Annotated in this window: 27 protein-coding genes; 14 read left to right on the top strand and 13 right to left on the bottom strand. The window is 41.3% G+C overall.

Annotation, left to right across the window (positions count from 1 at the left end):
* Window positions 1-71: 71 nt before the first annotated feature.
* The 3 genes from A7P55_RS05980 to rlmJ are packed head-to-tail and all read right to left on the bottom strand — an operon-like array spanning window position 72 to window position 2879.
* Window positions 72-1133 (bottom strand): DUF6670 family protein, encoded by a 1062-nt coding sequence (locus tag A7P55_RS05980; protein WP_171551448.1) that lies wholly within the window; start codon window positions 1131-1133, stop codon window positions 72-74.
* A gap of 16 nt (window positions 1134-1149) precedes the next feature.
* Window positions 1150-1983, bottom strand: a complete 834-nt coding sequence (gene pssA, locus A7P55_RS05985) for a CDP-diacylglycerol--serine O-phosphatidyltransferase (protein ID WP_171551449.1) — start codon at window positions 1981-1983, stop codon at window positions 1150-1152.
* A gap of 38 nt (window positions 1984-2021) precedes the next feature.
* A complete protein-coding gene (gene rlmJ / locus A7P55_RS05990) occupies window positions 2022-2879 on the bottom strand; it encodes a 23S rRNA (adenine(2030)-N(6))-methyltransferase RlmJ (RefSeq protein WP_004802589.1) in 858 nt (285 codons plus the stop codon).
* A gap of 442 nt (window positions 2880-3321) precedes the next feature.
* On the opposite strand from rlmJ, the gene A7P55_RS05995 reads away from it, so the two are divergent.
* Together A7P55_RS05995 and A7P55_RS06000 are read left to right on the top strand one after the other, a co-directional pair.
* Complete coding sequence (locus tag A7P55_RS05995; protein WP_171551450.1) at window positions 3322-3948, top strand: 2OG-Fe(II) oxygenase; 627 nt, start codon at window positions 3322-3324, stop codon at window positions 3946-3948.
* Window positions 3949-4010: 62 nt separating this feature from the next.
* Entirely contained in the window at window positions 4011-4538 is a 528-nt protein-coding gene (locus A7P55_RS06000) for a hypothetical protein (RefSeq protein ID WP_171551451.1), read from the top strand.
* Window positions 4539-4560: 22 nt separating this feature from the next.
* Here A7P55_RS06000 and A7P55_RS06005 read toward each other — a convergent pair whose 3' ends face one another.
* The 4 genes from A7P55_RS06005 to A7P55_RS06020 form a co-directional block, all read right to left on the bottom strand.
* Complete coding sequence (locus tag A7P55_RS06005) at window positions 4561-4803, bottom strand: DUF2789 family protein (protein ID WP_004802586.1); 243 nt, start codon at window positions 4801-4803, stop codon at window positions 4561-4563.
* Between the two features lie 156 nt (window positions 4804-4959).
* Window positions 4960-5946: a malate dehydrogenase gene (locus A7P55_RS06010; protein WP_004655942.1), complete on the bottom strand. Its 987-nt coding sequence runs from the start codon at window positions 5944-5946 to the stop codon at window positions 4960-4962.
* Window positions 5947-6113: 167 nt separating this feature from the next.
* Window positions 6114-6782, bottom strand: coding sequence for a ribonuclease I (locus A7P55_RS06015; protein WP_171551668.1), 669 nt, complete (start codon window positions 6780-6782; stop codon window positions 6114-6116).
* Between the two features lie 45 nt (window positions 6783-6827).
* Window positions 6828-8735 carry a lytic transglycosylase domain-containing protein gene (locus A7P55_RS06020; protein WP_171551669.1) on the bottom strand — a complete coding sequence of 636 codons (1908 nt, stop codon included), beginning with the start codon at window positions 8733-8735 and terminating at the stop codon, window positions 6828-6830.
* Window positions 8736-9035: 300 nt separating this feature from the next.
* Between A7P55_RS06020 and miaB the strand changes: the two genes are divergently transcribed.
* From miaB to A7P55_RS06040, 4 genes are all read left to right on the top strand, one after another.
* Window positions 9036-10487 (top strand): tRNA (N6-isopentenyl adenosine(37)-C2)-methylthiotransferase MiaB, encoded by a 1452-nt coding sequence (gene miaB / locus A7P55_RS06025; protein WP_171551452.1) that lies wholly within the window; start codon window positions 9036-9038, stop codon window positions 10485-10487.
* 39 nt (window positions 10488-10526) lie between these two features.
* The gene (locus tag A7P55_RS06030) at window positions 10527-11603 is read left to right on the top strand and encodes a PhoH family protein (RefSeq protein ID WP_004655946.1); all 1077 of its coding nucleotides are present in this window, start codon (window positions 10527-10529) and stop codon (window positions 11601-11603) included.
* Between the two features lie 67 nt (window positions 11604-11670).
* Window positions 11671-12156: an rRNA maturation RNase YbeY gene (gene ybeY, locus A7P55_RS06035; RefSeq protein ID WP_171551453.1), complete on the top strand. Its 486-nt coding sequence runs from the start codon at window positions 11671-11673 to the stop codon at window positions 12154-12156.
* Window positions 12157-12167: 11 nt separating this feature from the next.
* Entirely contained in the window at window positions 12168-12467 is a 300-nt protein-coding gene (locus tag A7P55_RS06040; RefSeq protein ID WP_171551454.1) for an antibiotic biosynthesis monooxygenase, read from the top strand.
* Window positions 12468-12539: 72 nt separating this feature from the next.
* Here the strand turns inward: A7P55_RS06040 and A7P55_RS06045 are convergent, their stop codons facing one another.
* Window positions 12540-14690, bottom strand: a complete 2151-nt coding sequence (locus A7P55_RS06045) for a TonB-dependent siderophore receptor (RefSeq protein WP_171551455.1) — start codon at window positions 14688-14690, stop codon at window positions 12540-12542.
* Window positions 14691-14977: 287 nt separating this feature from the next.
* Window positions 14978-15865 carry a TonB family protein gene (locus A7P55_RS06050; RefSeq protein ID WP_171551456.1) on the bottom strand — a complete coding sequence of 296 codons (888 nt, stop codon included), beginning with the start codon at window positions 15863-15865 and terminating at the stop codon, window positions 14978-14980.
* A gap of 240 nt (window positions 15866-16105) precedes the next feature.
* On the opposite strand from A7P55_RS06050, the gene A7P55_RS06055 reads away from it, so the two are divergent.
* The 3 genes from A7P55_RS06055 to A7P55_RS06065 all read left to right on the top strand — a co-directional run bounded on the left by A7P55_RS06055 (window position 16106) and on the right by A7P55_RS06065 (window position 18350).
* Window positions 16106-16786 carry a hypothetical protein gene (locus tag A7P55_RS06055; protein ID WP_171551457.1) on the top strand — a complete coding sequence of 227 codons (681 nt, stop codon included), beginning with the start codon at window positions 16106-16108 and terminating at the stop codon, window positions 16784-16786.
* Window positions 16787-16981: 195 nt separating this feature from the next.
* Window positions 16982-17686, top strand: coding sequence for a DUF3108 domain-containing protein (locus A7P55_RS06060; protein ID WP_171551458.1), 705 nt, complete (start codon window positions 16982-16984; stop codon window positions 17684-17686).
* 88 nt (window positions 17687-17774) lie between these two features.
* Window positions 17775-18350: a xanthine phosphoribosyltransferase gene (locus tag A7P55_RS06065; protein WP_004655958.1), complete on the top strand. Its 576-nt coding sequence runs from the start codon at window positions 17775-17777 to the stop codon at window positions 18348-18350.
* Window positions 18351-18399: 49 nt separating this feature from the next.
* Here A7P55_RS06065 and A7P55_RS06070 read toward each other — a convergent pair whose 3' ends face one another.
* The gene (locus tag A7P55_RS06070; RefSeq protein ID WP_171551459.1) at window positions 18400-19224 is read right to left on the bottom strand and encodes a YwqG family protein; all 825 of its coding nucleotides are present in this window, start codon (window positions 19222-19224) and stop codon (window positions 18400-18402) included.
* A 159-nt stretch (window positions 19225-19383) separates the two neighbouring features.
* On the opposite strand from A7P55_RS06070, the gene thyA reads away from it, so the two are divergent.
* From thyA to msrA, 5 genes are all read left to right on the top strand, one after another.
* Complete coding sequence (thyA, locus tag A7P55_RS06075; RefSeq protein ID WP_171551460.1) at window positions 19384-20226, top strand: thymidylate synthase; 843 nt, start codon at window positions 19384-19386, stop codon at window positions 20224-20226.
* Between the two features lie 25 nt (window positions 20227-20251).
* The gene (locus A7P55_RS06080; RefSeq protein WP_171551461.1) at window positions 20252-20761 is read left to right on the top strand and encodes a dihydrofolate reductase; all 510 of its coding nucleotides are present in this window, start codon (window positions 20252-20254) and stop codon (window positions 20759-20761) included.
* 18 nt (window positions 20762-20779) lie between these two features.
* Window positions 20780-21835, top strand: coding sequence for a DUF4105 domain-containing protein (locus tag A7P55_RS06085; protein ID WP_171551462.1), 1056 nt, complete (start codon window positions 20780-20782; stop codon window positions 21833-21835).
* A 125-nt stretch (window positions 21836-21960) separates the two neighbouring features.
* Window positions 21961-22437, top strand: a complete 477-nt coding sequence (locus tag A7P55_RS06090) for an META domain-containing protein (protein WP_171551463.1) — start codon at window positions 21961-21963, stop codon at window positions 22435-22437.
* A gap of 107 nt (window positions 22438-22544) precedes the next feature.
* Window positions 22545-23069 (top strand): peptide-methionine (S)-S-oxide reductase MsrA, encoded by a 525-nt coding sequence (gene msrA, locus A7P55_RS06095; protein ID WP_171551464.1) that lies wholly within the window; start codon window positions 22545-22547, stop codon window positions 23067-23069.
* Between the two features lie 51 nt (window positions 23070-23120).
* Here msrA and A7P55_RS06100 read toward each other — a convergent pair whose 3' ends face one another.
* The 3 genes from A7P55_RS06100 to A7P55_RS06110 are packed head-to-tail and all read right to left on the bottom strand — an operon-like array spanning window position 23121 to window position 24939.
* On the bottom strand, window positions 23121-23525 hold the full coding sequence (locus A7P55_RS06100; protein ID WP_004802569.1) for a biopolymer transporter ExbD: 405 nt from the start codon (window positions 23523-23525) through the stop codon (window positions 23121-23123).
* A 1-nt stretch (window position 23526) separates the two neighbouring features.
* On the bottom strand, window positions 23527-24147 hold the full coding sequence (locus tag A7P55_RS06105) for a MotA/TolQ/ExbB proton channel family protein (protein WP_171551465.1): 621 nt from the start codon (window positions 24145-24147) through the stop codon (window positions 23527-23529).
* Between the two features lie 42 nt (window positions 24148-24189).
* Entirely contained in the window at window positions 24190-24939 is a 750-nt protein-coding gene (locus A7P55_RS06110; RefSeq protein ID WP_216077980.1) for an energy transducer TonB, read from the bottom strand.
* Between the last annotated feature and the right edge of the window lie 188 nt (window positions 24940-25127).

A 25127-nucleotide genomic window follows, 5' to 3' on the forward strand; every position in this document is an offset into this window, starting at 1 on the left:
TGCATTCTACAGTATTTCAGATCCAACACAACCCCCTTTTTCAAATTATCTTAAATTATTAAATCAAACGATTATTTTTTACACAAATATGGCTGAAAATGTGCAACTTGGTCGATTATTTGCTCAGTTTTATTTTTTTCTTGCCAGTGTAAAGGCCGACAATCGATATATTCACAATATCCAGAACCTTGATAGCTTTGTTTGTTCCACAATAATTGATAATTAAAACTTCCTACATAACCCGCAGCTAGGCCAAATTTATAATCCCCTCGGCTTTGAGCGTGTAGTTGAAAGACCACTTCTCCCTTTTCTGAATATTGCCAAATAAATTCCCGCGGCAAATACATCTCCCGTCCATTTGGGGTCTGTACTTTCGGGTAAACACGCGTCACATCTAAAATGACTTGATGATCATAGAGTATTGAATTTTGCTCATTCGACTGAATTTCAATACGAGAAAAAATAATGTTATTCCACTGATTTCTAAGTTCAGACAAGATGATCTGAAAGTCTGCACTGACCTGAATAATTTGATAGGTAAAAAAATGAAAGGCGATAAAAGGTAAGTAGATCGCTCTGGCATGTTTCAAAATGCCCTGCGCTTGGATTTGATATTTTTGTTTTTTATAAATGATTTCACCTTCACATTGGCAACGCACATACCAATAATCCCCTACTCCCCATTGCAAAGCTGAATGGTTTTCAATGTCAGTTCCAATATTCACTTTGAGTTGGCAACTGAGTTCTTCATCATCACGCTGAAAATAATAATTGGGGAAATCAACCTGGATTTGATCTACATCTAAAAACTGATAACGATCTTGCTCTAATTGACACTGCTCTTTGGCGCTATAACTTTTGAGATGTCCGACTGTCGATAAGCTACTGGCAACTAAAACCGTCGCAGTATCAATTGCCGTCGTGGTAATGGCACTGGCGTTATAACAAATGGGGATACGAGGTTGGCCGATTAGACTAATGAAATTTAAATAATGAAACGGTTCAGGCAAATTAGGCAAGATCAAAGCTTGATAGACGATCTTAAATAAACCTTTAGGCGGGTGAAACGTTAAGGCATCTGACTTATTGAGGTTCAGCTGCTTTAATTGATTGTTATTCATCAATATTGGCATACTGAACCTCCGTATTTTAACTTGTTATTTTGGCATCATTTTTTTTGGCAAATAGTGTCGTCACAAATCCTGAAAGGACATAGAGGATACAGACAATCAGTATCCCTACAGGAATGTTGTACGTGATTGCAGCAAAAATCAAGACCACCGGTAACATCACGACGAAAGGTACACGCTTACGATCCATTTGTTTAAATGAATAGTATTTGATATTGGAAATCATCAATAAACCCACGGCAACCATGACCACTGAATTAATCACCTGAATCACAATATCTTGTAAATCAAAGATAAATGGATAATCACGACCGACCCATACCAATGAAATAACAGTCACTGCCGCAAGCGGGCTGGCGATACCAATAAAGTAGCGCTTATCCACCACACCAATTTGTACATTGAAACGAGCCAAGCGGAAAGCGGCACAAGCCGTATAGATAAAACAACATGCTAAGCCGATACGTCCAAGATCATGCAAGCTCCAGCTATACATCAAAATAGCGGGTGCAACACCAAACGCCAACAAGTCAGAAAGCGAATCATATTGCTCACCGAATGCACTTTGTGCACCAATGGCACGAGCCACACGACCATCCAAACCATCAAGCAATGCAGCCAAGAAAATGGCATAGATCGCTTGATTAAAGTTTCCATTCATACTGGCAATAATTGAATAAAAACCAGAAAGAAGTGCGGCTGTTGTAATTAAATTCGGCCATAAATAAATACCACGGCGTTTCACTTTTTGTCCTTCGTGCGTATGCTCTTCTTCTTCTACTTCAAAAGTGATTCCATCAAAAGAATGATCTTCTTTATTCAAATTAGAATCAGGTTTAAGAGAATTTGTCATTATTTTCAATTCCTCGAGAATATTTGGACATTGATGGGTTATTCACCCACCAACCAACGCACAGCAGCATGTCCACCATTTTCACTCATGCGCAAATGTGGAAACAACCATTGTAATGCTTGATCCGCATCTTCTGAGAACTTCCAAGGTGGGTTAATTACCAATAAACCACAACCATTTAATCCAACTGGTGTGTCATCTGGCCATACACAAATTTCACAAATGAGCTGACGGCGAATCCCCGTTTTCATCATTTTCTTTTCAAAACGCTCAATCATGGCGCGATCTTTAATTGGATACCACACAGCAAATACACCGGTTGGCCATTTTTTATGTGCGGCTTGGAGTATTTCAACCAATTGCGGGAAATCTTTACGCTCAATTTCGTAAGGAGGGTCAATCATGACCAATCCACGCTTTTCTTTAGGCGGAATGACACCCATCAAGCCTTCATAGAAATCACGCTCATGCAAACCCGCACGTTTATCGCGAATATTAAAATACAATTGCTGAAATACATCACGCTGCATTTCAAATATAGTCGCTTTATCAATATCACGCATGCCTTCAAGTGCAAACCAAGGTGAACCTGGATAAGCACCTTTACCCGAACCTGCACGCATATCTTCAACAATTTTAAGATATTGTTTTACACCTTCAGGCGCATTACGTTTAATCGAATCGTCAAGCTTGACCAAACGATGGATACCCGTTAAGAATTCACCTGATTTTTGTGCTTCCGACGTAGATAAATCATATTTACCTGCACCACCATGGGTATCGATATATCGATAAGGTTTATCTTTAGCATTTAAACGAGCGAGCAGTTGAAGCAAAAGTACATGCTTCATAACATCGGCAAAGTTACCCGCATGGAAATGGTGACGGTAATTCATGTTGACAATTTATTCCTCAATTCAGCAGGTAGTTTAACATGAAAATAGGGGCCGATGACATTTCACCTTGCGAGCTCTAGCTCTCATTGCGACTGTAGACATTTTTTAGCTGATACAAGGCATGGTTTACGAAATTTAGTATCCTAAATGAGAAAAACATAACGCTGTAGCAGCAAAAAATGTCACAGTCCTTGAGCTTCGCCTTGCGCTGCAATCAAAGCAATGCTTTGCTTTTGCTCAGGGTTATAGCTAAAACCACCCTAAACTTCGTTATGAAACTTGACAAGGGAATCGCCATTGCCTACGTTCCATGCCTCGTTTATGTCGTTTTAACTTATAACGCAAAGCATGGTTGAAACGTCAGCAGCCCCTAAATTATTCTTTAGCGTTGATGTGATCGTCTAAAATTGCCCTATAACCGAACCTAAGTCACTGGAGTACTATGCAAGCAACAACTCTCCCATCCGCATTAAATCTTCAGTCTTGGAATCTGGATCAAGTGCTGGATAATCTAAATGAATTTGGCTTTGCCTTGATTGATCAAGTGTATTCAGATGAGTATATACAAGCACTTGCACATGAATGTAGCACTCATCTTGCAGAATTCAGAGCAGCTGGCATACAAAATGGGGTGGTCAGCCATATCCGTAGTGATCATATTTTATGGATTGATGGGCAACTACCCATTGCACAACAGCATTTACAGACCTTAGAGCACCTATCTCAAGCGTTGAATCAGGCTTTCTATTTAGGCATTAAAGAAGTCGAAGCACATTTCGCCTGTTATAACGCAGGTGAGTTTTATGCCTTACACCGAGATAACCCACAGCAAAAAAATGATCGTATGATTTCGACGGTATTCTATTTGCATGAAAGTTGGCAAGAGGATTGGGGTGGTCAATTACGATTGCAGGATAAGCATGATCAATGGCATGTCATCCAACCGCAACCGAATCGTCTGGCGATTTTTCAAAGCGATATCTTGCACGAAGTACTGCTCTCTAAACAGCAACGTTTATCAATCACGGCATGGCTACGCAGTGGCAGTTCAATTTGGAATAAAGCTTAAACCCTTTAAATTCCTAAAAACACCCTTATATACCCCGCATAACTGACGATTTTGGATCCATAATGTCGAATGAAACTCAACAAGTGATTGCTCGAATTGGTGAAACAGACCAACTCTATTTAGACAGCAATACTCCCGAACTTGCTCTAGAGCGTGCTGACCTACGTTTGCAATTAGTGGTACTGAGTCATATTCGTCAGGAACAATTGCATTTCTTGCAAGAAGCAATCGTGCTCATTGAACAAGCTCGTGTTGAATATGATGAAATGCCATTAAGCTTGTATTTGAATTTGTCTTTATGTTTAGCCAAAGCCTATATGATTTACTTTGAGCTCACTAAAGAGCAGCGTTTTGCTTTAATTACACAACAAATTCTTAAACCTTTGGCATATACAGAACACTTAGATATTTATTTCTTCTTGGCTTACGCTTCAGCTGCTAAGCAAGAACTAGCACTAACACGGCATTGGCTAACGAAATACGTATCTTGCTTGGATCATGATTTAGAGTTATTACAACTCCACCCTGCATTTAATGCCATACGCCAAGAAGATTGGTTTAAAACCTTGATTCAAAAAAAAGCTCACTAATGTGAACTTTTTTTATATTTGACTATCTTGTGCTATCGACATGCAGTTGTTGATTCAACTCATCAATCACGATCGCCCACTCATCATCTTTATCCCAGTGACTTTTGAGAAAATCACGCTGTCCTGCACTCCAGAACTCAGCTTCATGTAACTTTTGATCAGCGGGTAGTTGGTGGGTTTTCACAAAGTTTTCGATTGCTGCCTCATCAGCCCCAAGCCCGAGTTGTTCAAATAAAAGCTCAAGTGTCGGTTGCTGTTCAAACATTGTTATTCTCCAAATCATGTCCTTTATCAAAATAATCTAACAGCAAATCACCTTGGTATGCAGCGATAGGTCTATCTTTTCTTGTTGTTTTTTGTGTTTATTGGCATAAAAAAAGCACTCTCGAGGAGAGTGCTTTCAATTTATCAAAAAGATAAATTATTTTACCATGTCAGCAATTGCTGCACGCTCTTCTTCAAGCTCATTCAGCGTGAAGTTAATACGTTCACGGCTGAACTCATCAATTTCTAAACCTTGAACGATTTTGTATTCACCGTTTTCAGTCGTTACAGGGAAACCAAACATTACGCCTTCTGGAATACCATAAGAACCATCAGATGGAATACCCATAGTTACCCATTTGCCGTTTGTGCCTAATGCCCAGTCACGCATATGGTCGATTGCAGCATTTGCAGCTGAAGCAGCTGAAGACAAACCACGTGCTTCGATGATCGCAGCACCACGTTTACCAACAGTTGGAAGGAACACATCTTTGTTCCATGCTGCATCGTTGATTTTGTCTTTTAAGCTTACGCCATTTGCAGTTGCAAAACGGTAGTCAGCGTACATAGTTGGAGAGTGGTTACCCCAAACAGTCATGTCTTCGATGTCAGAAACTGCAACACCTGCTTTTTGAGCAAGTTGAGTTAATGCACGGTTGTGGTCAAGACGTAACATTGCGGTAAAGTTTTTCGCTGGAAGATCTGGAGCAGATTTCATTGCGATGTATGCATTGGTGTTTGCTGGGTTACCAACAACCAATACTTTAACGTCACGGCTCGCAACTTCGTTAAGTGCTTGACCTTGGCCGATAAAGATTTCGCCATTCACTTTCAACAAGTCAGCACGTTCCATACCAGGACCACGTGGGCGAGAACCAACTAATAACGCATAGTCAGCATCTTTAAATGCAACTTTAGGATCATCAGTCCCGATCATGCCTGCCAATAATGGGAAAGCACAGTCATCAAGTTCCATCATCACGCCTTTAAGCGCTTGTTGAGCTTTCTCAAAAGGAACTTCAAGCAATTGTAAAATTACTGGTTGATCTTTACCTAGCATTTCACCGCTTGCGATACGGAATAATAAGCTATAACCAATTTGACCAGCAGCGCCTGTAACGGCTACACGAACGGGTTGCTTCATGTGATATTCTCCAATGAGATGCGTTTGCACGATTGAACGCTATTATTATTCAATCGAATTATCATAAACGGCAAAGATTGTACTCTAAAGCGAATACAGATGCATGTAAAAGAGAATGAATTTCAACGAAAGTCTAATAGAAAATACAAATCAAACTAGGTAAATACCTAGTAACTGCCTTTAATGGTAAATTCACTTGGACAGCCCGTCACAATATGGCTTGCGCATTGTTTATATTGACCATTTTTCTGATAACAAACGCGTATTTCAGTTAAGACTGAATCAAATCTCGATGACTGGCAAGTAAAGCGAATTCCATTCGGCGGTAATGAAGGATTGAGCTTGGTAAATTGCTGTCTTAAACTTTCCTTTTGCACTTCAATGGTATTCGGGCTGGTCAAATCTGCAGGAATTTTTAAGCGCTCTGCAAAGTTAATAACGGTTCTAAAATATTGACTGGCATTCATTGGCATACACCCACCCACATCCTGCCATAACTGCACACGGGCATTTTCATCTGGCATGACACGCGCCACCACCTTGGCTTGTAAAGGTGAGAGTTTGGCAGATGTTTTAGTTGAGCAATCTCGGTTGAGCGGTACTTCAGGCAATAAACTTGCAATCGTGAGGGAATAGCCTTCCAGACATTTACGTTGCTTTTGTCTTGATGAATCAAAAGAGCAAGCAGCAGGTGTCATTTGTACATGCATGACATAGCCTGCAACGTCTAGATTACTCGCAGCATGTAATGGAGCACTGAAAGAGAAGACCAAGTAACAAGCGAATGCCTGTAGCGATCTCATCAACTGCCCTTTGAGTAATTCGATTGGTTTCATCAAATGCAAAAACTTCATTGTTTCACTTAAACATCTTGCTGTGTCTTAAGGCCCACTACGTACAGGAATCGTGCTCATTCGCTTTTCTAACGATTGCGATCCCTGCCCTAATACCACACCATAATGTGTAGCGTTGGTCATGACATGTTTAACATAGTCACGTGTTTCCAATAATGGAATGGTTTCAGTGTATTGATCTGCTGCCATATTCTGAGCATCAGGTTGCCAACGGCGTGCACGATTTGGGCCCGCGTTATAACCCGCTGTTGCCAATACCGCATTACCACTCAACTGACTTTGAATCATTGAAAGATAATAGGTCCCGTATCGAATATTGGTGTTCATTTCACTCAATGCCGCAGGATTATAAGTTTCACCCATTTGTCTTGCGATCAGTTTTGCCGTGTTTGGCATAATCTGCATTAAACCACCTGCCCCAACATGGGAACGTGCAGAGGTGACAAAACGACTCTCTTGGCGCATTAAACCATAGGCCCATGCTGGATCAATACCTGCATTGTAACTATGACTGGTGACATTGCTACGATGTGGCGTGGCATAGCGATAAGTGTCGTTATGTCGAGACGTGGTACGATCCGCTGCATAGATTGCACGATCATACCAACCGACATCATGCGCGCGTTTCGCGGCAGCTAAAAGCAGACCATCGTCGTGTTGCAAATAGGCTTGGCGAACCGCCCAGTTCCACTCACGATTGGTATAATTGGCAGGTGCATTGACATCTCTTAATGCAAACGCACGTCTAAAATGGATATTTTGATTCAGGCGTTGAATATCCTGAGTACTTGGCTGTTCATTATATGGCTGATGATTATAACGTTCACCTAGGCGATCTTTCGCCAACAAGTTATGGTAGTCATCCCCAGCTTGTGCCAATTTGCGATAGATCTGCTGTGCAGCCTGTTTAGAGCCGCCATCTGAACGCTGTTCCGATGCACGTGCCAACCAATACTGCCAACGATCTTCCTGCTTTTGTGTCACCGACATCGCATCAATTGCACGAATCACACTTTCCCACGCCCCGAAACGAATCGCCTGACGCGCATAAATTTCAGCTTCTTCAGGGCTAAATGGATAACCATAACTTTGATCATAAGCATTTAACACTTCACGATTAAAGCCATTTTTCATCACAGTCGTACCGCCGACATAACCAATGGTGCGATATAAATATTGTTGTACGGGTTGTGGTACATCTTGAACAGCACGCTGCACATTGCCCAAGGCATTGGTTAAATCGCTATCTGCAACACGTCCCAAGGCAAAGATCAAATAAGCATAATCGGCATCATTCGACTTCGGTGCACTCCACAGATAACCCAATGGATTGGCTTGAATTTGGTTAAACTGTGCTAAAGAAAGGTTTAAGCCCATGGTTTGAGCGGTGGCAATCGCGGGACCAGATTGGCCTGCACGTAATTGTCCCCATAAGCGTTGTTGACGGTCTTGTGCAGTCATTAGTGGACTAGACAACATCAAACGCCCCAAACCATTACATGATTCAGGCTGAGAATTGGTTGCTAACCAAATGTCTTTATATTCTGCAAAAACTAGACTATCGCCTGTTTTTGCACGAACTTGTGCAACAGCACAGCTTTCTTCTTGATCTGGATTGGTGACATAACTCAGTACAGGCTTAGCATCAGCAAAGCTTCCGAGTTTGACTTTTTCTTCCACGTAATCGGCAGAGAGTTTTTCCGCCATCGCTGATTGTGGATAGCGTTGCGCAAAGCTAATAATCGAAGATGCAGGTTGAAAACCGAGATTGGTGTTCAGTTTCCAATATTCTGGATAATAACCCAAAGCATCATTTTGCATGTCAGATTGGTACTGATCGAGCAAAGCAGTATTGCTTGCATTGGCAGCACGCAAAGCATCATTAAATTGTTCATCTAAAGCATAGACAGACGAGCATGCGATCATTCCTCCCATTGCAATAAAACAACGGAAGCTCTTCTTGTTATTCAATTTATGAGTTACGGTTGTTCTAAAATCACGCTGCTTTTTCATCTTCATCAATATCTATGCCCAATTTTGCCCTGCCATTATAGTGTAATAAGTCTGGCCTTCCACTATTGTTGTGTTATGTAAATTACTGATTCATATTCATTAAAATTCACGCAATTTTATTCACAAACTGTCCATTTTTGTCAGTTTTTTATTCTCTGCGTTCGATCTAAAATACTGCTATAATCCGCCGTTTATTTAAATCCACCTTGTTTAGGAGCCTGCATGACGGTTCAAACATTCACTCCCAGTGCTGTAAAAGCTGCTTCAGAAAACACTGTTACCCAGCCAATGCACACCACTGATGTTTCGATCAAGAAATTGTTTATTGAAACTCAAGGGTGTCAGATGAATGAGTATGACAGTCATCGTATGGCAGATTTGTTAGGTGATTCACATGGCTATGTGCTCACTGACAATCCAAATGAAGCAGACATTCTGCTCATGAATACCTGCTCGATTCGTGAAAAAGCGCAAGAGAAAGTATTCAGTGGTTTAGGTCGCTGGCGCAAACTGAAAGAACAAAACCCAGATCTCATCATTGGTGTGGGTGGTTGTGTTGCATCGCAAGAAGGTGACAACATTCAAAAACGTGCGCCTTATGTGGATATGATCTTTGGCCCACAAACGCTGCACCGTTTGCCGCAAATGCTAGATCAGCATCACGCTCAAATTGAAAAACCAAAGAAAGAAAAAATCAAATTGGTTGATATTTCTTTCCCAGATATTGAAAAGTTCGACTTTTTACCAGAACCACGTGTGGAAGGCTTCAAGGCATTTGTTTCCATCATGGAAGGTTGCTCGAAGTATTGTTCATTCTGTGTGGTCCCTTATACCCGTGGCGAAGAAGTGTCTCGTCCGTTGGATGATGTGTTGGCAGAAATCGCTGGCTTGGCTGAAAAAGGCGTACGTGAGATCAGCTTACTCGGTCAAAACGTCAATGGTTATCGTGGCGAAACCTTTGAAGGTGAAATTTGTACTTTCCCAGAATTGTTGCGCTTAGTGGCAGAAATTCCAGGGATTGGTCGTCTACGCTATACCACTTCTCACCCGCTTGAATTCTCTGAAGATTTAATTCAATGCTACCGTGATTTACCGCAAATGGTTTCGCACTTGCATCTGCCCGTACAAAGTGGTTCAAACGATGTCCTTCAAGCGATGAAGCGTAACCATACGATTGATGTCTATATTGATAAAATTGCCAAATTACGTAAAGTCCGTCCAGATATGCATTTATCTAGCGATTTCATTATTGGTTTCCCTGGGGAAACAGATGCGCACTTTGCTGAAACCCTACAATTCATTAAAGATCTAGATTTCGATCACTCTTATAGTTTTGTTTACTCTAAGCGTCCGGGTACGCCTGCATCCGACTTACCAGACAGTACGCCTGAGCAAGTGAAAAAAGATCGTTTGGCTCAAGTACAAGAAGTGATTAAACGTTCGAGTATTGATAAAACGGATGCCATGCTCGGTAAAATTGAGCGTGTGTTGATTGAGAAGGTTTCTGATAAAGATCCAAATGTTTTGATCGGTACAGCAGACAATACACGTTTAGTGACATTTATCGGTGATGCCACGTGGATTGGGCGTTTCGCAGAGATTGAGATCACGGAAATTAAAACTTTAAATTTAGTTTACGGAGAACTCTTGAATCTTGAACCTGACGTGGCGTAATGTAAGGGTATTCCTACAGAGCAACAAAAAGGGTTTATCTTGACTGCAGCGATTCGACGTACAGTAACGTTCCCTGAGATTCAATTGGAACGTTTGAAAAGCATGCTCGGTGCGTATAACGGGCATTTAAAACAAATCGAACAACGTTTAGATGTCAAAATTACTCACCGTGGCGATGCCTTTTATCTCGATGGTGATATAGAAGCGGTCGAAAGAGCCGAAGCACTACTGCAACGGCTCTATCAAGAATCAGAAATTTCCTCACAAATTAGTGCCGATGTCATTCATTTGATGATCCAAGGTTCACAGACAGATCGTGAACTGATGGATGATTCAGATCAAGAACATACAGGCCTCGATAGTGTTTGGTTACAGACCCGCAAAGGGCGAATTAACCCACGTGGCGCTAATCAAAAACGCTATGTGCAACGTATTTTACAAAGCGATATTTCCTTCGGTATTGGCCCAGCAGGGACTGGTAAAACCTATCTGGCGGTTGCTGCTGCAGTTGATATGCTGGAACGTAACGAAATTCAACGTATCTTGCTGGTTCGCCCAGCGGTAGAAGCCGGCGAAAAACTCGGTTTCTTACCTGGTGACCTCACCCAAAAAATCGATCCCTACTTACGTCCACTTTATGATGCCCTGTATGAAATGCTGGGCTTTGAAAAAGTGGCTAAATTGATTGAACGCCAAGTGATTGAAGTTGCTCCGCTTGCCTACATGCGCGGACGTACCTTGAACCACTCATTCGTCATTTTAGATGAAGCACAAAACACCACACCTGAACAGATGAAGATGTTCTTGACCCGTTTAGGTTTTGGTTCACGTGCCGTGATTACAGGTGACGTTACACAAGTTGACTTACCGCGTGGACAGCAATCGGGTTTAGCACAAGCATTACGTGTACTGGAAAATGTTCATGAGATTCATATCACCCGTTTCCATTCACGTGATGTGGTTCGACACCAATTGGTACAAAAAATTGTTGAAGCTTACGAAGGTTGGGACAGTGAACAGCAACGCCTGTCTGCTGAAGCTCGTGCCGAACGTAAAGCCAAACAAGAAGCACTGATTGCAGAAAATGATTCTGCAGCAGATGCGCAACACATTTAGAAAAATCCCCCCACTCCCCTTAAGATGCTTTAGTCTCATCTTAAGGGGACGATTTTAAGGATCTATTTTGAAAATCAATTTAAGTCTTCAACAAGACTTTCAAGCTGCGGAATTGCCACTCAAACGTGGTCAAATCAAAAAAAATATCGAAACTGCACTGCGTCATGTCGGTTTTGATGTCAATTGTGAAATTGGAATTGCCTGTGTTGATCTCGCTGAAAGCCATGAGCTCAATCTGCAATATCGCGAAAAAGATAAACCGACCAATGTATTGTCTTTCCCAAGTGATATTCCTGAGGAAATGCTGAGCTTACTCGATGCAGAGCCTCTAGGTGACTTGGTGATTTGTATTCCTGTGGTTTTACAAGAAGCTGCAGAACAGCAAAAGACGCCAAGCGATCATTTCACCCATTTACTGGTTCACGGCGTTCTACATTTGCTTGGTTTCGACCATGAAACCAGTGAAACTGAAGCCGAAGAAATGGAGGCTTTAGAAATTGAGATTCTGAAAAAATTGGGGATCGCCAATCCTTACCAAGCCGACGAAAGCTAAACCAAGGTCCTATGTATATCGTTATTTTTAAAGCCACCATCAAACAACTTGATGCAACTTACTCAGAAATGGCACAAAAGCTGAGACATAAAGCCTTGAGCCAATTTAACTGCATCAAGTTTGAAGCGTGTAGTGAAAATGGTTTTGAAATTGCATTGTCTTACTGGCATGAGCTTGAAGATATCAAGCAATGGCAACGCGATGCAGAACATCTGGTTGCTCAGCGATTAGGCAAAGAAAAATGGTATCAGGATTTTAGTGTCGAAATCTGTACAGTTGAACGTGCTTATTCGAGTCAAAATGGCTTGTGAATAAGCGCGAACTTATCCACATGTTGAATAAAAAAACGGCTAAATTCAGCCGTTTTTTATTTCTCAAGAGAATTAGAATTGATAACGTAACGTCAAAGTCACGTTACGAGGTGATCCATAAACCATGCTGTTATTCCCGATGCCTGAATAATATCTTTTATCAAATACATTATTCAAATTAATCTGCGCTTTGATATTTGAATCAAAATCATAGCCCACCATTAAGTTTGTTAAAGCATACGCATCTTGGCTAATACGTTGACTGCCTTCTCCAGTATAAAATTTACTCTTATAGTTTAGCCCGCCACCAACACTCCATTGATCCCAGGTATATTTGGTAAAGAGATTGGCACTGGTTCTTGAAGACATGGTTTGGACTTCATCCCCTTTTGCATCTTTGGCATTGAAATGTGCAACACCAAAACTCAAGTTCCAGTTGTCTCTAATTTCACCGTCTAATTCAAACTCAACCCCTTTGCTTTCAACGCCATCTACACTACGGTAGGCTTTTTCAGTCGTTGGGTTACCATTGACATCAGGTACAAAAACACCATCAATCTCTTCTGCAACATTATCCTGCTGGGTTTTAAATACCGACAAAGCCGCATTCAATTTGCCGTCTAAGAACTCACCTTTTAAGCCAGTTTCATAGCTTTTACCTTCTCTTGGATCAAGATATTGGCGATTTGCATCTCGTTTATCTTCTGGTTTAAAGATACTGGTATAACTGGCATACCAAGAGTATTGATCCAGAAAATCAAAAACTAAGCCTGCATAGGGTGTAACTTCATTATTAAATTCCCGATTACCTTCACCATTGTCACTTTCATATTTCCAGTTTGATAAACGTACCCCTGTAATTAACTTCAATGGCTCCAATAAGCTGAACTTGCCTGCAAGATAAGCGCCTGTTTGTGTGGTCTTATTTGGAGGTTGATACAAGTTATTATTCTGAATTGCACCAATTAATGGAATATTGGGATGATCAAAATCGAGCACAGCACCTGATGCAATCGGAGGCGTTCCCGAGTACCATTTATCTTTCTTGCTTTGGTTATACATAAAACCTGCAACAACTTCCTGCTTTAAACCACCCAACATAAAAGGTGCTGAGAGATAGGTATCAATATTATTTTCTTTGGTCTGGGTGGCATCAGACCAAGTCATGAAAGAGCCGAGTGTATTGGTTGCTCTATCTAACTTCCCCCATGAATAGAGTAAAGCCGTGTCTTGTTTTACTTCTCGGTACGCATAGTTCACATTTAAATCGATATCGTTAAATAGATTCTGCTTCAATGTCGCAAACGCCGTGGTGGTATCGGTATTCCAGTAGGTCCAATCCGAACTCACCGATTTAGAACGATCGAAATGAGTCCGTGTGCCATCGGTGTAAAATGCGGGCAATCCGCCCCAACGTACCCCATCCCGCTCTAAATTCTGATAGCCTGCCCCCACTGAAAGGTACGTCTTGTCAGTAATATCTGCATCTACAACCGCATAGACAACATTATTGGTTTTTTCGTAGCGATCCATATAAGAATCCGTATCCTCGTGTTTCACCACGATACGACCACGGACACTGCCATCCGCATTTAATGGCGTTGAAATATCTGCAGAGCTTGACCATGCATTCCATGAGCCCAAAGAAGTGCTCACATTCCCCGTCAACTCTTTAGCGTTGGCATGTTTTCGAATCATGTTAATTGCAATTGCAGGATTCCCAGCACCTGTCATCAAGCCATTTGCACCTTTCACCAGTTCAACTCGATCATACATGGTTAAATCAGGATCATTGGCTTCCATCCCCACATTGCTTGGAACACCATCAAACAAATAATAGTCGACGTCAAAACCACGCGCTGTTGGATATTGACGTTCATCCCACTGATTCACAGTCACGCCCGTGACATTATTTAACATGTCCTGAAACGATGTAATATTGGCATCATCCAAATACTCACGGGTGAGAACTTTGACCGATTGTGGTGTTTCTCGAAGCGATAAATTGAGTTTGGTCGAGGTATTGGTACTTTTAGCGGTATAGCTTTTCTTTCCTTCCGTTACAGCCAGAGCCCCTTCTTCTGCTTTTACTGTAATCGTTGGCAATTTTGCATTTTGTTTAGCCTCATCTTCTGCAAATACCAATGTCGGCAACAAGATCGCAGCCATTGCCAATACGAGTGGGCGGGCTTTAAACAGATTTAAAGTTGGAGGTTGATGCATGAAATATGTCCTTATTGCAAGGGAGCGGTCTTGAAAACATGCACCTCATTCCCCCGATAAATTTTAAGAAGGATGCATTCATTTTCAAAAGGAGAGTTAACCAAAAACACATTGCAAATGATAATTGTTTTTATTATCAATTCAAGTTTTAAACAATAAATTTAGTTGACTGTTTTTATTGAATTTAACAACAAATCCTAGACTGCAAAAAAATAATTAAATGATTTTTATAAATATTTAATTTTTAGTTTATCCATCATTATTTTCCAATAAGAAGTACACCTTCATTAGTGCACTTCAAATTCAGCATCGACCGGATCAAAACGCCAAGTCCGAATGATACGTAACTCAGAGATTTCCTTTTTCATCGTGGCATCAAATGGACCAAAGGGTGCGCCACGGCGCACCGAAGCTTTGGCTGCCTCATCTAAAATCGCATGCCCAGAACTTTCAATGAGACGAATCGCTCGGATTCCTCCTTCAGCATTCAAAATCACCATTAAGCGCACTTCACCCGCCAAGCGTTGTTGTTTGGCTTGATCAGGATAATAGCGATTGCCGTATAACTCGACTTTTTGGCGAAATTTATCTAGGTACGCAGCAGATGCATCTTGTTTGGCCTGAATGCCATCGACCGTTTTAATCCGTTGTTTACGGCTAAAATTTTGTTGGCGTTGTAAATATTGTGCTTCTAAGCTTGCCACCATGGCAGCTTTGGCTTGAAACTGACTTTGTAGATCATCCAAGGTCTTTTTTCGTTCGCTCTGCTCGGCTTGCTTTTGCCAACTCAAAACCGTCATGAGCACTTTTTCTTCGAATTTTAACTCTCGTTTTTGCTGTATTTTTTCTAGGCTCTCTAACTCTTTTTCACCTGTGGTCGCATCGGCTTGCATCGGTGCAGGCAGATCGCTCGACATCCGATGTGCTTCACGGAAATCGCCCGAACCTTTTTGATCCGCTTGCGCCAAAAAGTCTGCATCTTTTACTTTTTCAGTACTTGGACGAACGGTGACGGCAATTTCTTTGGTGGAAGTGTCGGATGGTGATGGCATGGTAAATTGAATCGCCAACACAACCCCATGCAAAAGCATCGCCAAAGCCACTGCCCCAACAAAAATTGGATCTTGCCACCAATAAGGAGACAGTTCTGAACGAAAATTTATTTTATTCCACATGGTATTCAAGCGACAAAATGTCCCATCCCCAACGGCATAACCGTATAAAAACCCAACCAATATTCAAAATTTTACAAAAATGTGATCCACTTATAGTTACAGTGTTTCCATACCATCATTTTATGAAAATGTAGCAATTAATTTTGCTACACTGCAAGTCAGAAATTTATTTTTATTTTTAGTGAATACAAAGATTGTGGCATTGCTTTACTCATCAATTCACTTTCTGGAACAACTTTTATGCAAACGCTAATTTCATCTGTAGTTAAACGTCTACGTAAAGTTTACCAAAAAGCAGAAGAATTCATCGAAGAAGAAAGAGAGTTTTCACTTTCACAAGTGTTTGTGAATGCCACCATGGAACGTTATGTCACCGAAAATGTGGGCATTATGCAAGACCTGCACGCCGACCTATATGATGGTTGGTTACGCTTGTACACCACTCTCGATGTGAAAGGTTTGCACACCACTTTATCGGTTGATTTAAAGTTGATTCAAATGGAAATGAATCAAAATGTGCAACTGATGGTTTTTGAGCAAATCAGCAATACCCAAGTGATTGAAGCCAAATTCAAAAACATCTTTCAAAAATGGGGCTTTTATGTGGCAATTTGGTACTACCAAAAATTCCGTGAAGAAGATCCACTTGGCAAAATCCTAGAACATTTTGAAGTGGTCAAAGTTCAAGATGATTTACTTTATCTTGATTTAAATCGTTGGCTAGGTAAAAAAGCCAGCATTATCGAAACTTTGAGTAAAGTACATGTCAATCGGGCGCGTGTCCGCCCCGCCGAGCTGATTGTTTGGGGCAATGTCAATCTCGCCGCAATTTTATCTCCATCAACTGATGATGATTTTGATGAAGAGGATCTGGATGATACCGAAGTGACTCCGATTCAGCAAAAAGACAACAAAAGATAAATACATTCAAATCAGGCGGCATATCATTGTAAATGAGATGCCGTAGCAATACACATCTTCATGATTTATACGAAAAATTAACACGCGCTTAGTAAAAAACCTGATCTTTTCTTCATAATCTACAGGCATAATATCTCTAAATCGTAATGATAAATGAGTGGTTCACTTATCACATCACTCAAAGGATATAGTGTTATGACAAAGAAATTATTGAAAGTACTGGGTCTTAGTTCGGCTGCCATTTTCAGTGCAAGCATCTCTAGTCATGCCTTGGCCATGGCGCCTTTCCAAGCCAGCTATCAATTCAGCTACAACAATAAAAACCTCGGTTCAGCAACGCGTACACTGTCTCAACAAGGCAACAACTGGACCTATCAATTCAGTGCTAAAGCAGGTGGTATTGCTTCTGCATCTGAAACCAGTCAATTTAGTTTTGCCGACAACAAAATCAACTCACAGAAATTTAGTCGTAGCAGTAAAATATTGATTCACAACAATACTATGAGTATTAACTTCAATCCGAACACTAAGGTTGTGAACACCAAAAAAGATGACACGGCACGCTCATTTGCATGGCAAGCAGGTGCTTTGGATGAACTCAATGCTGAACTGCAAATCCGTGAGGATTTGAAGAGCAATTCATTGAAAACCAAGTATCTGATTGCAGATGCGAAAGCCATCGATGAACGTCGCTTTGTGAAACAAGGCACTGAGAACATCAAAACCCCTTATGGCACATTCAGTACCATCAAAGTGGTGATGCAGCACGATAAACCAGAGCGTAATACCGTGTTCTGGTTAGCCCCGAAACTCGATTACCTTCCTGTAAAAATGGCACATAATGATGGAAAATCATCATATGGTCTGCTATTAACAGGCTATTCGGGTAAAACAAACTAAGCATCTGGTCAATTTTGGCTTGCATTTTTTTCGATGCTTTTTAAAATATGCCTTTGCTTGAACAAGCATCCGTTTAGAGGATTCTCCCGTGTACGCTTTAGAACAGAAAATCTTAAATGAAGGTATCGTTCTATCTGATCAGGTTTTGAAAGTTGATGCTTTCTTAAACCACCAAATCGATCCTGTGTTGATGCAGTTGATTGGTAAAGAGTTTGCCGCTCGCTTTAAAGATGCAGGTATTACTAAAATTATTACCATCGAAGCCTCTGGTATTGCACCTGCAATCATGGCAGGTTTAGAACTTGGCGTTCCTGTTATTTTTGCGCGCAAATACCAGTCATTAACATTGAAAGACGACCTTTACCGTTCTAAAGTGTTCTCGTTTACCAAACAGACTGAAAGTACCATTGCGATTTCAAACAAGCACATTAGTTCAAGTGATAAAGCACTTGTCATTGATGACTTCTTGGCCAATGGTCAAGCGGCGCTCGGTCTCATCGACTTGATTCACCAAGCCAAAGCAGAAGTGGTTGGGGTGGGTATCGTGATTGAAAAATCATTCCAACCAGGTCGTGATGTGTTGCTTGAAAAAGGTTACCGCGTTGAGTCGTTAGCGCGTGTTAAATCTTTGGAAGATGGCAAAGTTACTTTTGTTACTGAATAAGATTCAGCACCGAGAAAAAAGCGGATGAACACTCATCCGCTTTTTTTATTTAACAACAATCCCAGTTATATAGCACTTTGGAAAAGTCTCGTTTCTTTAAATCTTCTGGATGAATAAAGAAATTCCCCACCCCTGAATCACCCCACATAATCTCGTTTTCCGCATCATCGGTATCAAGCTGAAAAAGCAGCACGTAATCTTGAACTTTTTCATTATATTGACGTGGATCAGTTTGAGTAAAATAAGGATAACCACCTAAACGATGCCCACTTGCGGAAGCCAATTCATCATAAGGCTCGATAAAATCATCTTCGAAATCCCCACCTTCAAATTGATCTTCAAAATCATAAAGGTCTTCAACCCCTAAAATTTTCGGTGCAAAAGCGAAATCACCCAAACTGATCGGCTGAGTGCTTAAAGCAAACTCAATCGAGTATTGTCCGGTAAATGGCAAATAATCATCTTCACTCAGCTGAACTTCAGAAAAGTCCTGTTTTAATTGTGAAGCATCTTCAATGACATGCTCGAAGTACAACACTTTAAATCCAGATTGCTGTTGTTGGTCATCAAAGTTCATTCCATACAGATCATCGGCCGCGATATAGAACTGTAAAATTCCTTGGTCTGGAAAATGAGCTAAATTGGGGATTTCGGCAAAATTAAACTGCGCCAATAAAGCCAACGGATTGCCATTCGAGTCAACTGGATAAGCAACATCCAAAGGCAAATAGGGTTGTCCCCCAATTTTACTTTGCCATAAAGTTAATTCATCACTCGGTGTTAGTTGCATGCTAACGGTTGGCAGAACAGTCGCTGAGATTTTTTCTAGGTATGGCTGCACACTGTTCGGCAAAGTTTCTGGTTTAAAATTCATTCTACTGGTTATCCCTCTACTTATTTATAGAATCTAATATAAAACAAGCAAATAAATTCAGATAGTGGCTAAACATCCTTCTGCGACAATAACTGACGCTCAATTGCAGCATTATTTCTGATAAGATGAGCCCAGGCAAAATCTGCGGTAGGAATGAGAATGCGTACATATTTAGACCTTTTACAACATATCCTTGACAATGGCGGCGACAAAGGTGACCGCACAGGCACAGGTACACGTTCAGTATTTGGTCATCAGATGCGTTTTGATCTTTCCAAAGGCTTTCCACTGCTCACCACCAAGAAAGTCCACTTCCGTTCGATTGTGATTGAGCTGCTTTGGTTCCTCAAAGGCGATACCAACGTTCAGTATCTCAAAGACAATAAAGTTTCCATTTGGGATGAATGGGCTACCGCAGAACAAACAGCACGTTTTGGCCGTCCAGAAGGTGAACTTGGTCCAGTTTATGGTCACCAATGGCGTAACTTTGGCGCAACCCAAAATGAAGATGGCAGCTATCAGCAAAATGGTTTTGATCAGATCAAATGGTTGATCAATGAAATTAAAACCAATCCTAATTCACGTCGTTTGATTGTGTCAGGCTGGAACCCAAATGAAGCTAGCAAAGTGGCATTACCACCTTGCCATACCCTGTTCCAATTTTTCGTACAAGACAACAAACTGTCCTGCCAACTGTATCAGCGTAGTGCAGATGTGTTTTTGGGTGTCCCATTTAATATTGCCAGCTATGCCCTACTGACCCATATGATCGCTCAAGTCTGTGGTTTAGGCGTAGGTGACTTTGTTTGGACAGGTGGAGATACGCATTTATATGCAAACCACTTTGAACAGGCGCAATTACAGCTTAGCCGTGAGCCGCTACCGCTGTGTCAATTAAAACTCAATCCTGAGATCACTGATATTTTCGATTTTAAATTTGAAGATATTGAAATTATTGGGTATGAATCACACCCAGCAATCAAAGCACCTGTCGCAGTTTAAATTGATTAGTTAGAGAGAATATAAAATGGCATGGCAAGGCACTGAAGTTGTCCACGTAGTTGCAATGGATAAAAATCACTGTATCGGTAAAGGCAATGCTTTGCCGTGGCATATCTCTGCTGACCTAAAGCACTTTAAAGCCATTACCCAAGGCGGTGTGGTGATTATGGGGCGTAAAACCCTCGAATCTATGGGGCGTAGCCTACCGAATCGTGTCAATTGGGTCATTACCCGTGACCCTGAATGGCATTTTGACGGGGTTAAAGTCGCGCATAGTATCGAAGATGCACTCAATGCTGCACTTACAGATGCACAACACGCTGAAAAAGCATCCTTATTTATTATTGGGGGTGGAGAGATTTTTACCCAAACGCTCGCTATTGCTGATCGTTTAGAATTAACTCACGTTGATCTCGATGTTCAAGGTGATGCGCATTACCCAAAAATCTCCGATGACTTTCGCAAAGTAAACTCGGAACAGCATACTGATGAGAAATCAGGGGTTAATTTTGAGTTTGCGACCTACCAAAAATAAAAATGGATCGCGCTTGCCATGCACAATATTGGATCACGTGAGTTTTTCATCGCTTTAGGCATCGGGCTTTTACACAGTCTGTTTACCTTGTGCGTGATCCTTTCAAGTGTCTGGCTCTGTCTTGCTTTATGGATTCAACAACCCTTAGGCAGTTTTTTCAGTCGAGCCGTCATTGCGCTATGGGCCTTATTTGCACTCAGCTTAATTGGCGTCTATGTCAGCGGCCATCTAGTGAGTCGCCGCACCGATATCATTATTTATTGTGTCGCCTTTGCGTGCGCCTTAGTCTGGTATTTTTCCTTAGAGGCAAGACAAGATCGGGATTGGAATCCTGAAGTTGCAGAACAACTGAGTTATGAAAAGAATGGGGATCTGGTCAAGCTGCATAATGTGCGAAATTTTGACTGGCATGCCGATGGCAGTTATGACATTCATTGGGAAGATCGCAGCATTGATCTGAATAAAATTACGGGCATCAATGTCATTACCTCCTACTGGATGGGTCCACAAATTGCCCACACCTTAGTGAGTTTCGATTTTTCTGATCAAAAACCGTTGGTGTTCTCGATTGAAATCCGTAAGGAAAAAGGCGAAGACTTTTCTGCAATTGGTGGCTTTTTCCGTAAATACGAACTCAGTCTAGTGGCTTCCGATGAAAAGGATCTGATCTATACGCGCAGTAATGTTCGTCATGAACAAGTCTATTTATTCCCGATTAGAATGCCTGCAACTGAGCGCAAAGCCCTGTTTATTGAATATCTGCATAAAGCAGATGAACTCCGTGCAGAAGCCAAATGGTATAACACGCTGACCAGTAACTGCACCACACTGGTCTTTGATATGGTTCAGGCAATTAATCCGCAGCGCTTACCCAAAGATTACCGCCTATTGGCCTCAGGTTATTTACCGAACTATCTCTACGATCTAAAAGCCCTCAATCAAAATTACAGCATGAATGAATGGTATCGCTTGGCACACATCAATCCACGTGCCGAACAATATGAACAACAGCCGAACCAAAGCAGTGAATATTTCTCTCAAATCATACGTTCAGGCCTTCCCAAAACTGAGTGATTTTTCCACTCATTTTATTAAAAACACCTGAACATTTACAAAAGGATACGCAATATCCTGCTCCAGTCCATGTTGTTTTACTCTAATACCGAGCATAGAAACACAATGATTTGGACTTAAATTTTATGTTAAAACCTTTTTTAACAACATGTACTTTGGCAATCGCCGTAGCAATGACCGGTTGTTCAACCACAGAATCTCTCCAAACCTCACCCAATGCGTCTCAAAAAGAAAGCATCAACCTCTATGGCCGTAACTGGATTGCTACTCATATCAATGGTGTCGAGGTCAAAAGCAATGATCTTTCTAGCAAGCGCCCTGCAATTCAATTTGATGCCAAAGGCAAACGTTTCTTTGGTGCAGATGGTTGTAACCAAATTCAAGGTAGCTTTGAAAGCCAAGGTTCTATCTTACGCCTCGGCCCAATTGCTTCAACCATGATGGCGTGTATTGGACAAGATAACAGTGCGCTCTCACGTCAATATAGCAATGCATTGGCAAGCACCACCAACTATGAACTCAAAGGCCATGAGCTTAAATTCATGGATGCATCTGGCAAAGTACTGGTCAGCTTCGCTACCGTAATTCAGCCGCTTCCGTAATTTACAGATCACAAAAAAGTAAAAGCTCGTTTCGAACACGGGCTTTTACTTTTTCAACACTTCGTTTACTTTAGTAGCATATTTAAAATTAAAAATTGGGGAGTCTCATGCAACAAGCACTCATTGGTGGTGGATGTTTTTGGTGTGTCGAAGCGGTATTTCTACAACTCAAAGGTGTAGAAAAAGTCGTGAGTGGTTATGCAGGTGGGATTAGCCAAAACCCAACCTATGAACAGGTCTGCCAAGGTACGACTCAACATGCTGAAGTTGTCCTGATTGATTTTGATGAGCAACAGATCAGCTATACGCAATTGTTAAATGTGTTTTTTACCACACACGATCCAACAACACTCAATCGTCAAGGTAATGATATTGGCACACAATATCGCTCTGTTATTTATTACTTCAACGAAGAGCAAAAGCAGCAGGCTGAACAGGTCATTCACAGTTTGGAAGATGAAGGACTGAATATCGTAACTGAGCTCAGCCCAGCACCCACCTTTTACCCTGCTGAGGAATATCACCAAAACTTCTTTGCACGCAATCCATCACAAGGTTACTGCAATTTCAGCATTCCTCCTAAGCTGTCTAAATTACGTGCTAAATATCTCGATCTCCTCAAAACTGACTAGGCATAAAAAAAGCAACTCTAAGAGTTGCTTTTTTCTTTCTAACACGCTGTTTTAGTTTTCACTGACAAACGCGATATCACTTAAGCCTGCTTCGCTGGCACGAGACATCACTTGTGCAACCGTATCGTATTTTGATTCTTTATCTGCACGTAACTGCACAGTCGGTTTAGTCGCAGCCTGACCCGCCTCTTGGAAACGCTTCTCTAGCTCTTCTAAGCTAATAATCTGCGCATCCCAAGCCACTTCACCTTTGTCATTAATACTAATGGTGATCGCTTTTGGTGGCGGATCGACAATTTCAGCGGTGGTTTTTGGTAAACTTAATGGAATTGATGGGTTAGCAACCGTTGCTGTGACTAAAAAGATAATCATCAATACCAACATAATGTCGATCAGAGGAATGAGGTTCATCTCATTCATGCCACTGTCGTGGTCTTCACCCAATTGAAAGCCCATTTTAAGCTTGACCTCCAACTAAACTTTGTTGAGTCGCTTTAGTTTCTGTCTTTGCTGCACTGTCTTGCTGCAACATGGTATCGATTAACAAGCTATGTGCTTGATCTTGTAAATCATGTGCCAAGCCACGATTAAAACGTACACAGATGTTATACGCCATCACCGCTGGAATCGCGACTGCAAGACCAAGACCCGTCATGATCAGTGCCTCACCCACAGGGGTTGCAACTTGAGCTAAACCAGCTTGACCACTTTTACCCACTGCCACAAGCGCGTGGAAAATACCCCATACTGTACCGAATAAACCCACAAACGGTGCAAGTGAAGCAATTGTTCCAAGAACTGATACACCTTTTTCTGCTTGCGATTTTTCAGCAGAGATTTGGCGAAGCAATGCTTGCTCAGCTACAGCTTTACGTTGTTCAAACGATAAAGGCTGTAACTTTGATTTAAGTGTAGCCAAAGCTTGAACAAGTTGAGTATAAGCTTGTTGTTTTAATTGGCGTGTTCCTAATAGGCGCAGAATGAAAATAGTCCACGTCGCAATCGACATTGCTAAAAGGATGAAATACAGTGTTTTACTTACTGCATCTGCATGTTGCCAATAAACTGAAAAGTTCATATACGAACTCCTGATTTAATCTGTCGCAAGGACTCAAATTTATTAAGGACTAAGATCAAACGGCTGCTCTGCTCGAATCGGGTAAGCAACACCATTTTCCATATACGGTTTAAATTTCGCACTTCTTACAGCACGTAAAACTTTTTCATCGAGATTCGGTATACCACTACTACGTGTAACACGCGCATTGGTAATTTTACCCTTCTCATCAGCTTCAATCAGTACCATCACTGAGCGTGTTTGGTTATCTAAATCTTTTGCTGTCACAGATAATTTCGGTGAACGACTCCATTGAACTCCTGAACCACCAATCGATACACGTTTTGGTGATGGATCAGCAGCAGGTTGAGGTTTCACGACTTCCTGAACAGGTTGCGGTTTTTCAACCACTTTTTCAGTTACAGTGGTCACGACTTTGGTCTCAACCTTAGGTTCAATTTTTTGTTCGGTTTTTTGAAGAACAGGTTTTGCTGCCTCTTTGACCTGTTGAACCTTTTCAATCTTTTTCGGTGGAGGTAAAGGTTTTTCAACGACCTTAACTTCCTTCACTTCTTTTTTAGGTTCAGGTTTCGGCTGTTCTTTTGGTTTAGGTGGTTCTGGTTTAGGTGGTTCCTTAATTTTAACGAACTTCACCTTAAGCGGTTCTTTTTCGATTGGTCTTAACTCAATCGTTTTCATGTGGCTAACCGCCCACAAAACTCCTACATGTCCAATCACAACGGCAGCTAATGCAGTGATGATTTTCTTTTTCATCGGGTGTGGCGTATTGAATGTGGCAGGAGATTGACTCATAAGAATCTAAGTACCTAATAGATGGTCAAACCTTTAAAAAAACGATTTCACTCATCGGATAGAACAATGAAAGTGCCGTAATAATAAATGAGAAGTGTTTTCATTTGCAACTGTTTTTTTATTGTATATTCGCTAACCATTGAAAAATAGGCATAAAAAAACATGCCTTTCGACATGTTCTCTTTACA

It is taken from the genome of Acinetobacter sp. Ac_5812 (assembly GCF_013072695.1).
Taxonomy (GTDB): domain Bacteria; phylum Pseudomonadota; class Gammaproteobacteria; order Pseudomonadales; family Moraxellaceae; genus Acinetobacter.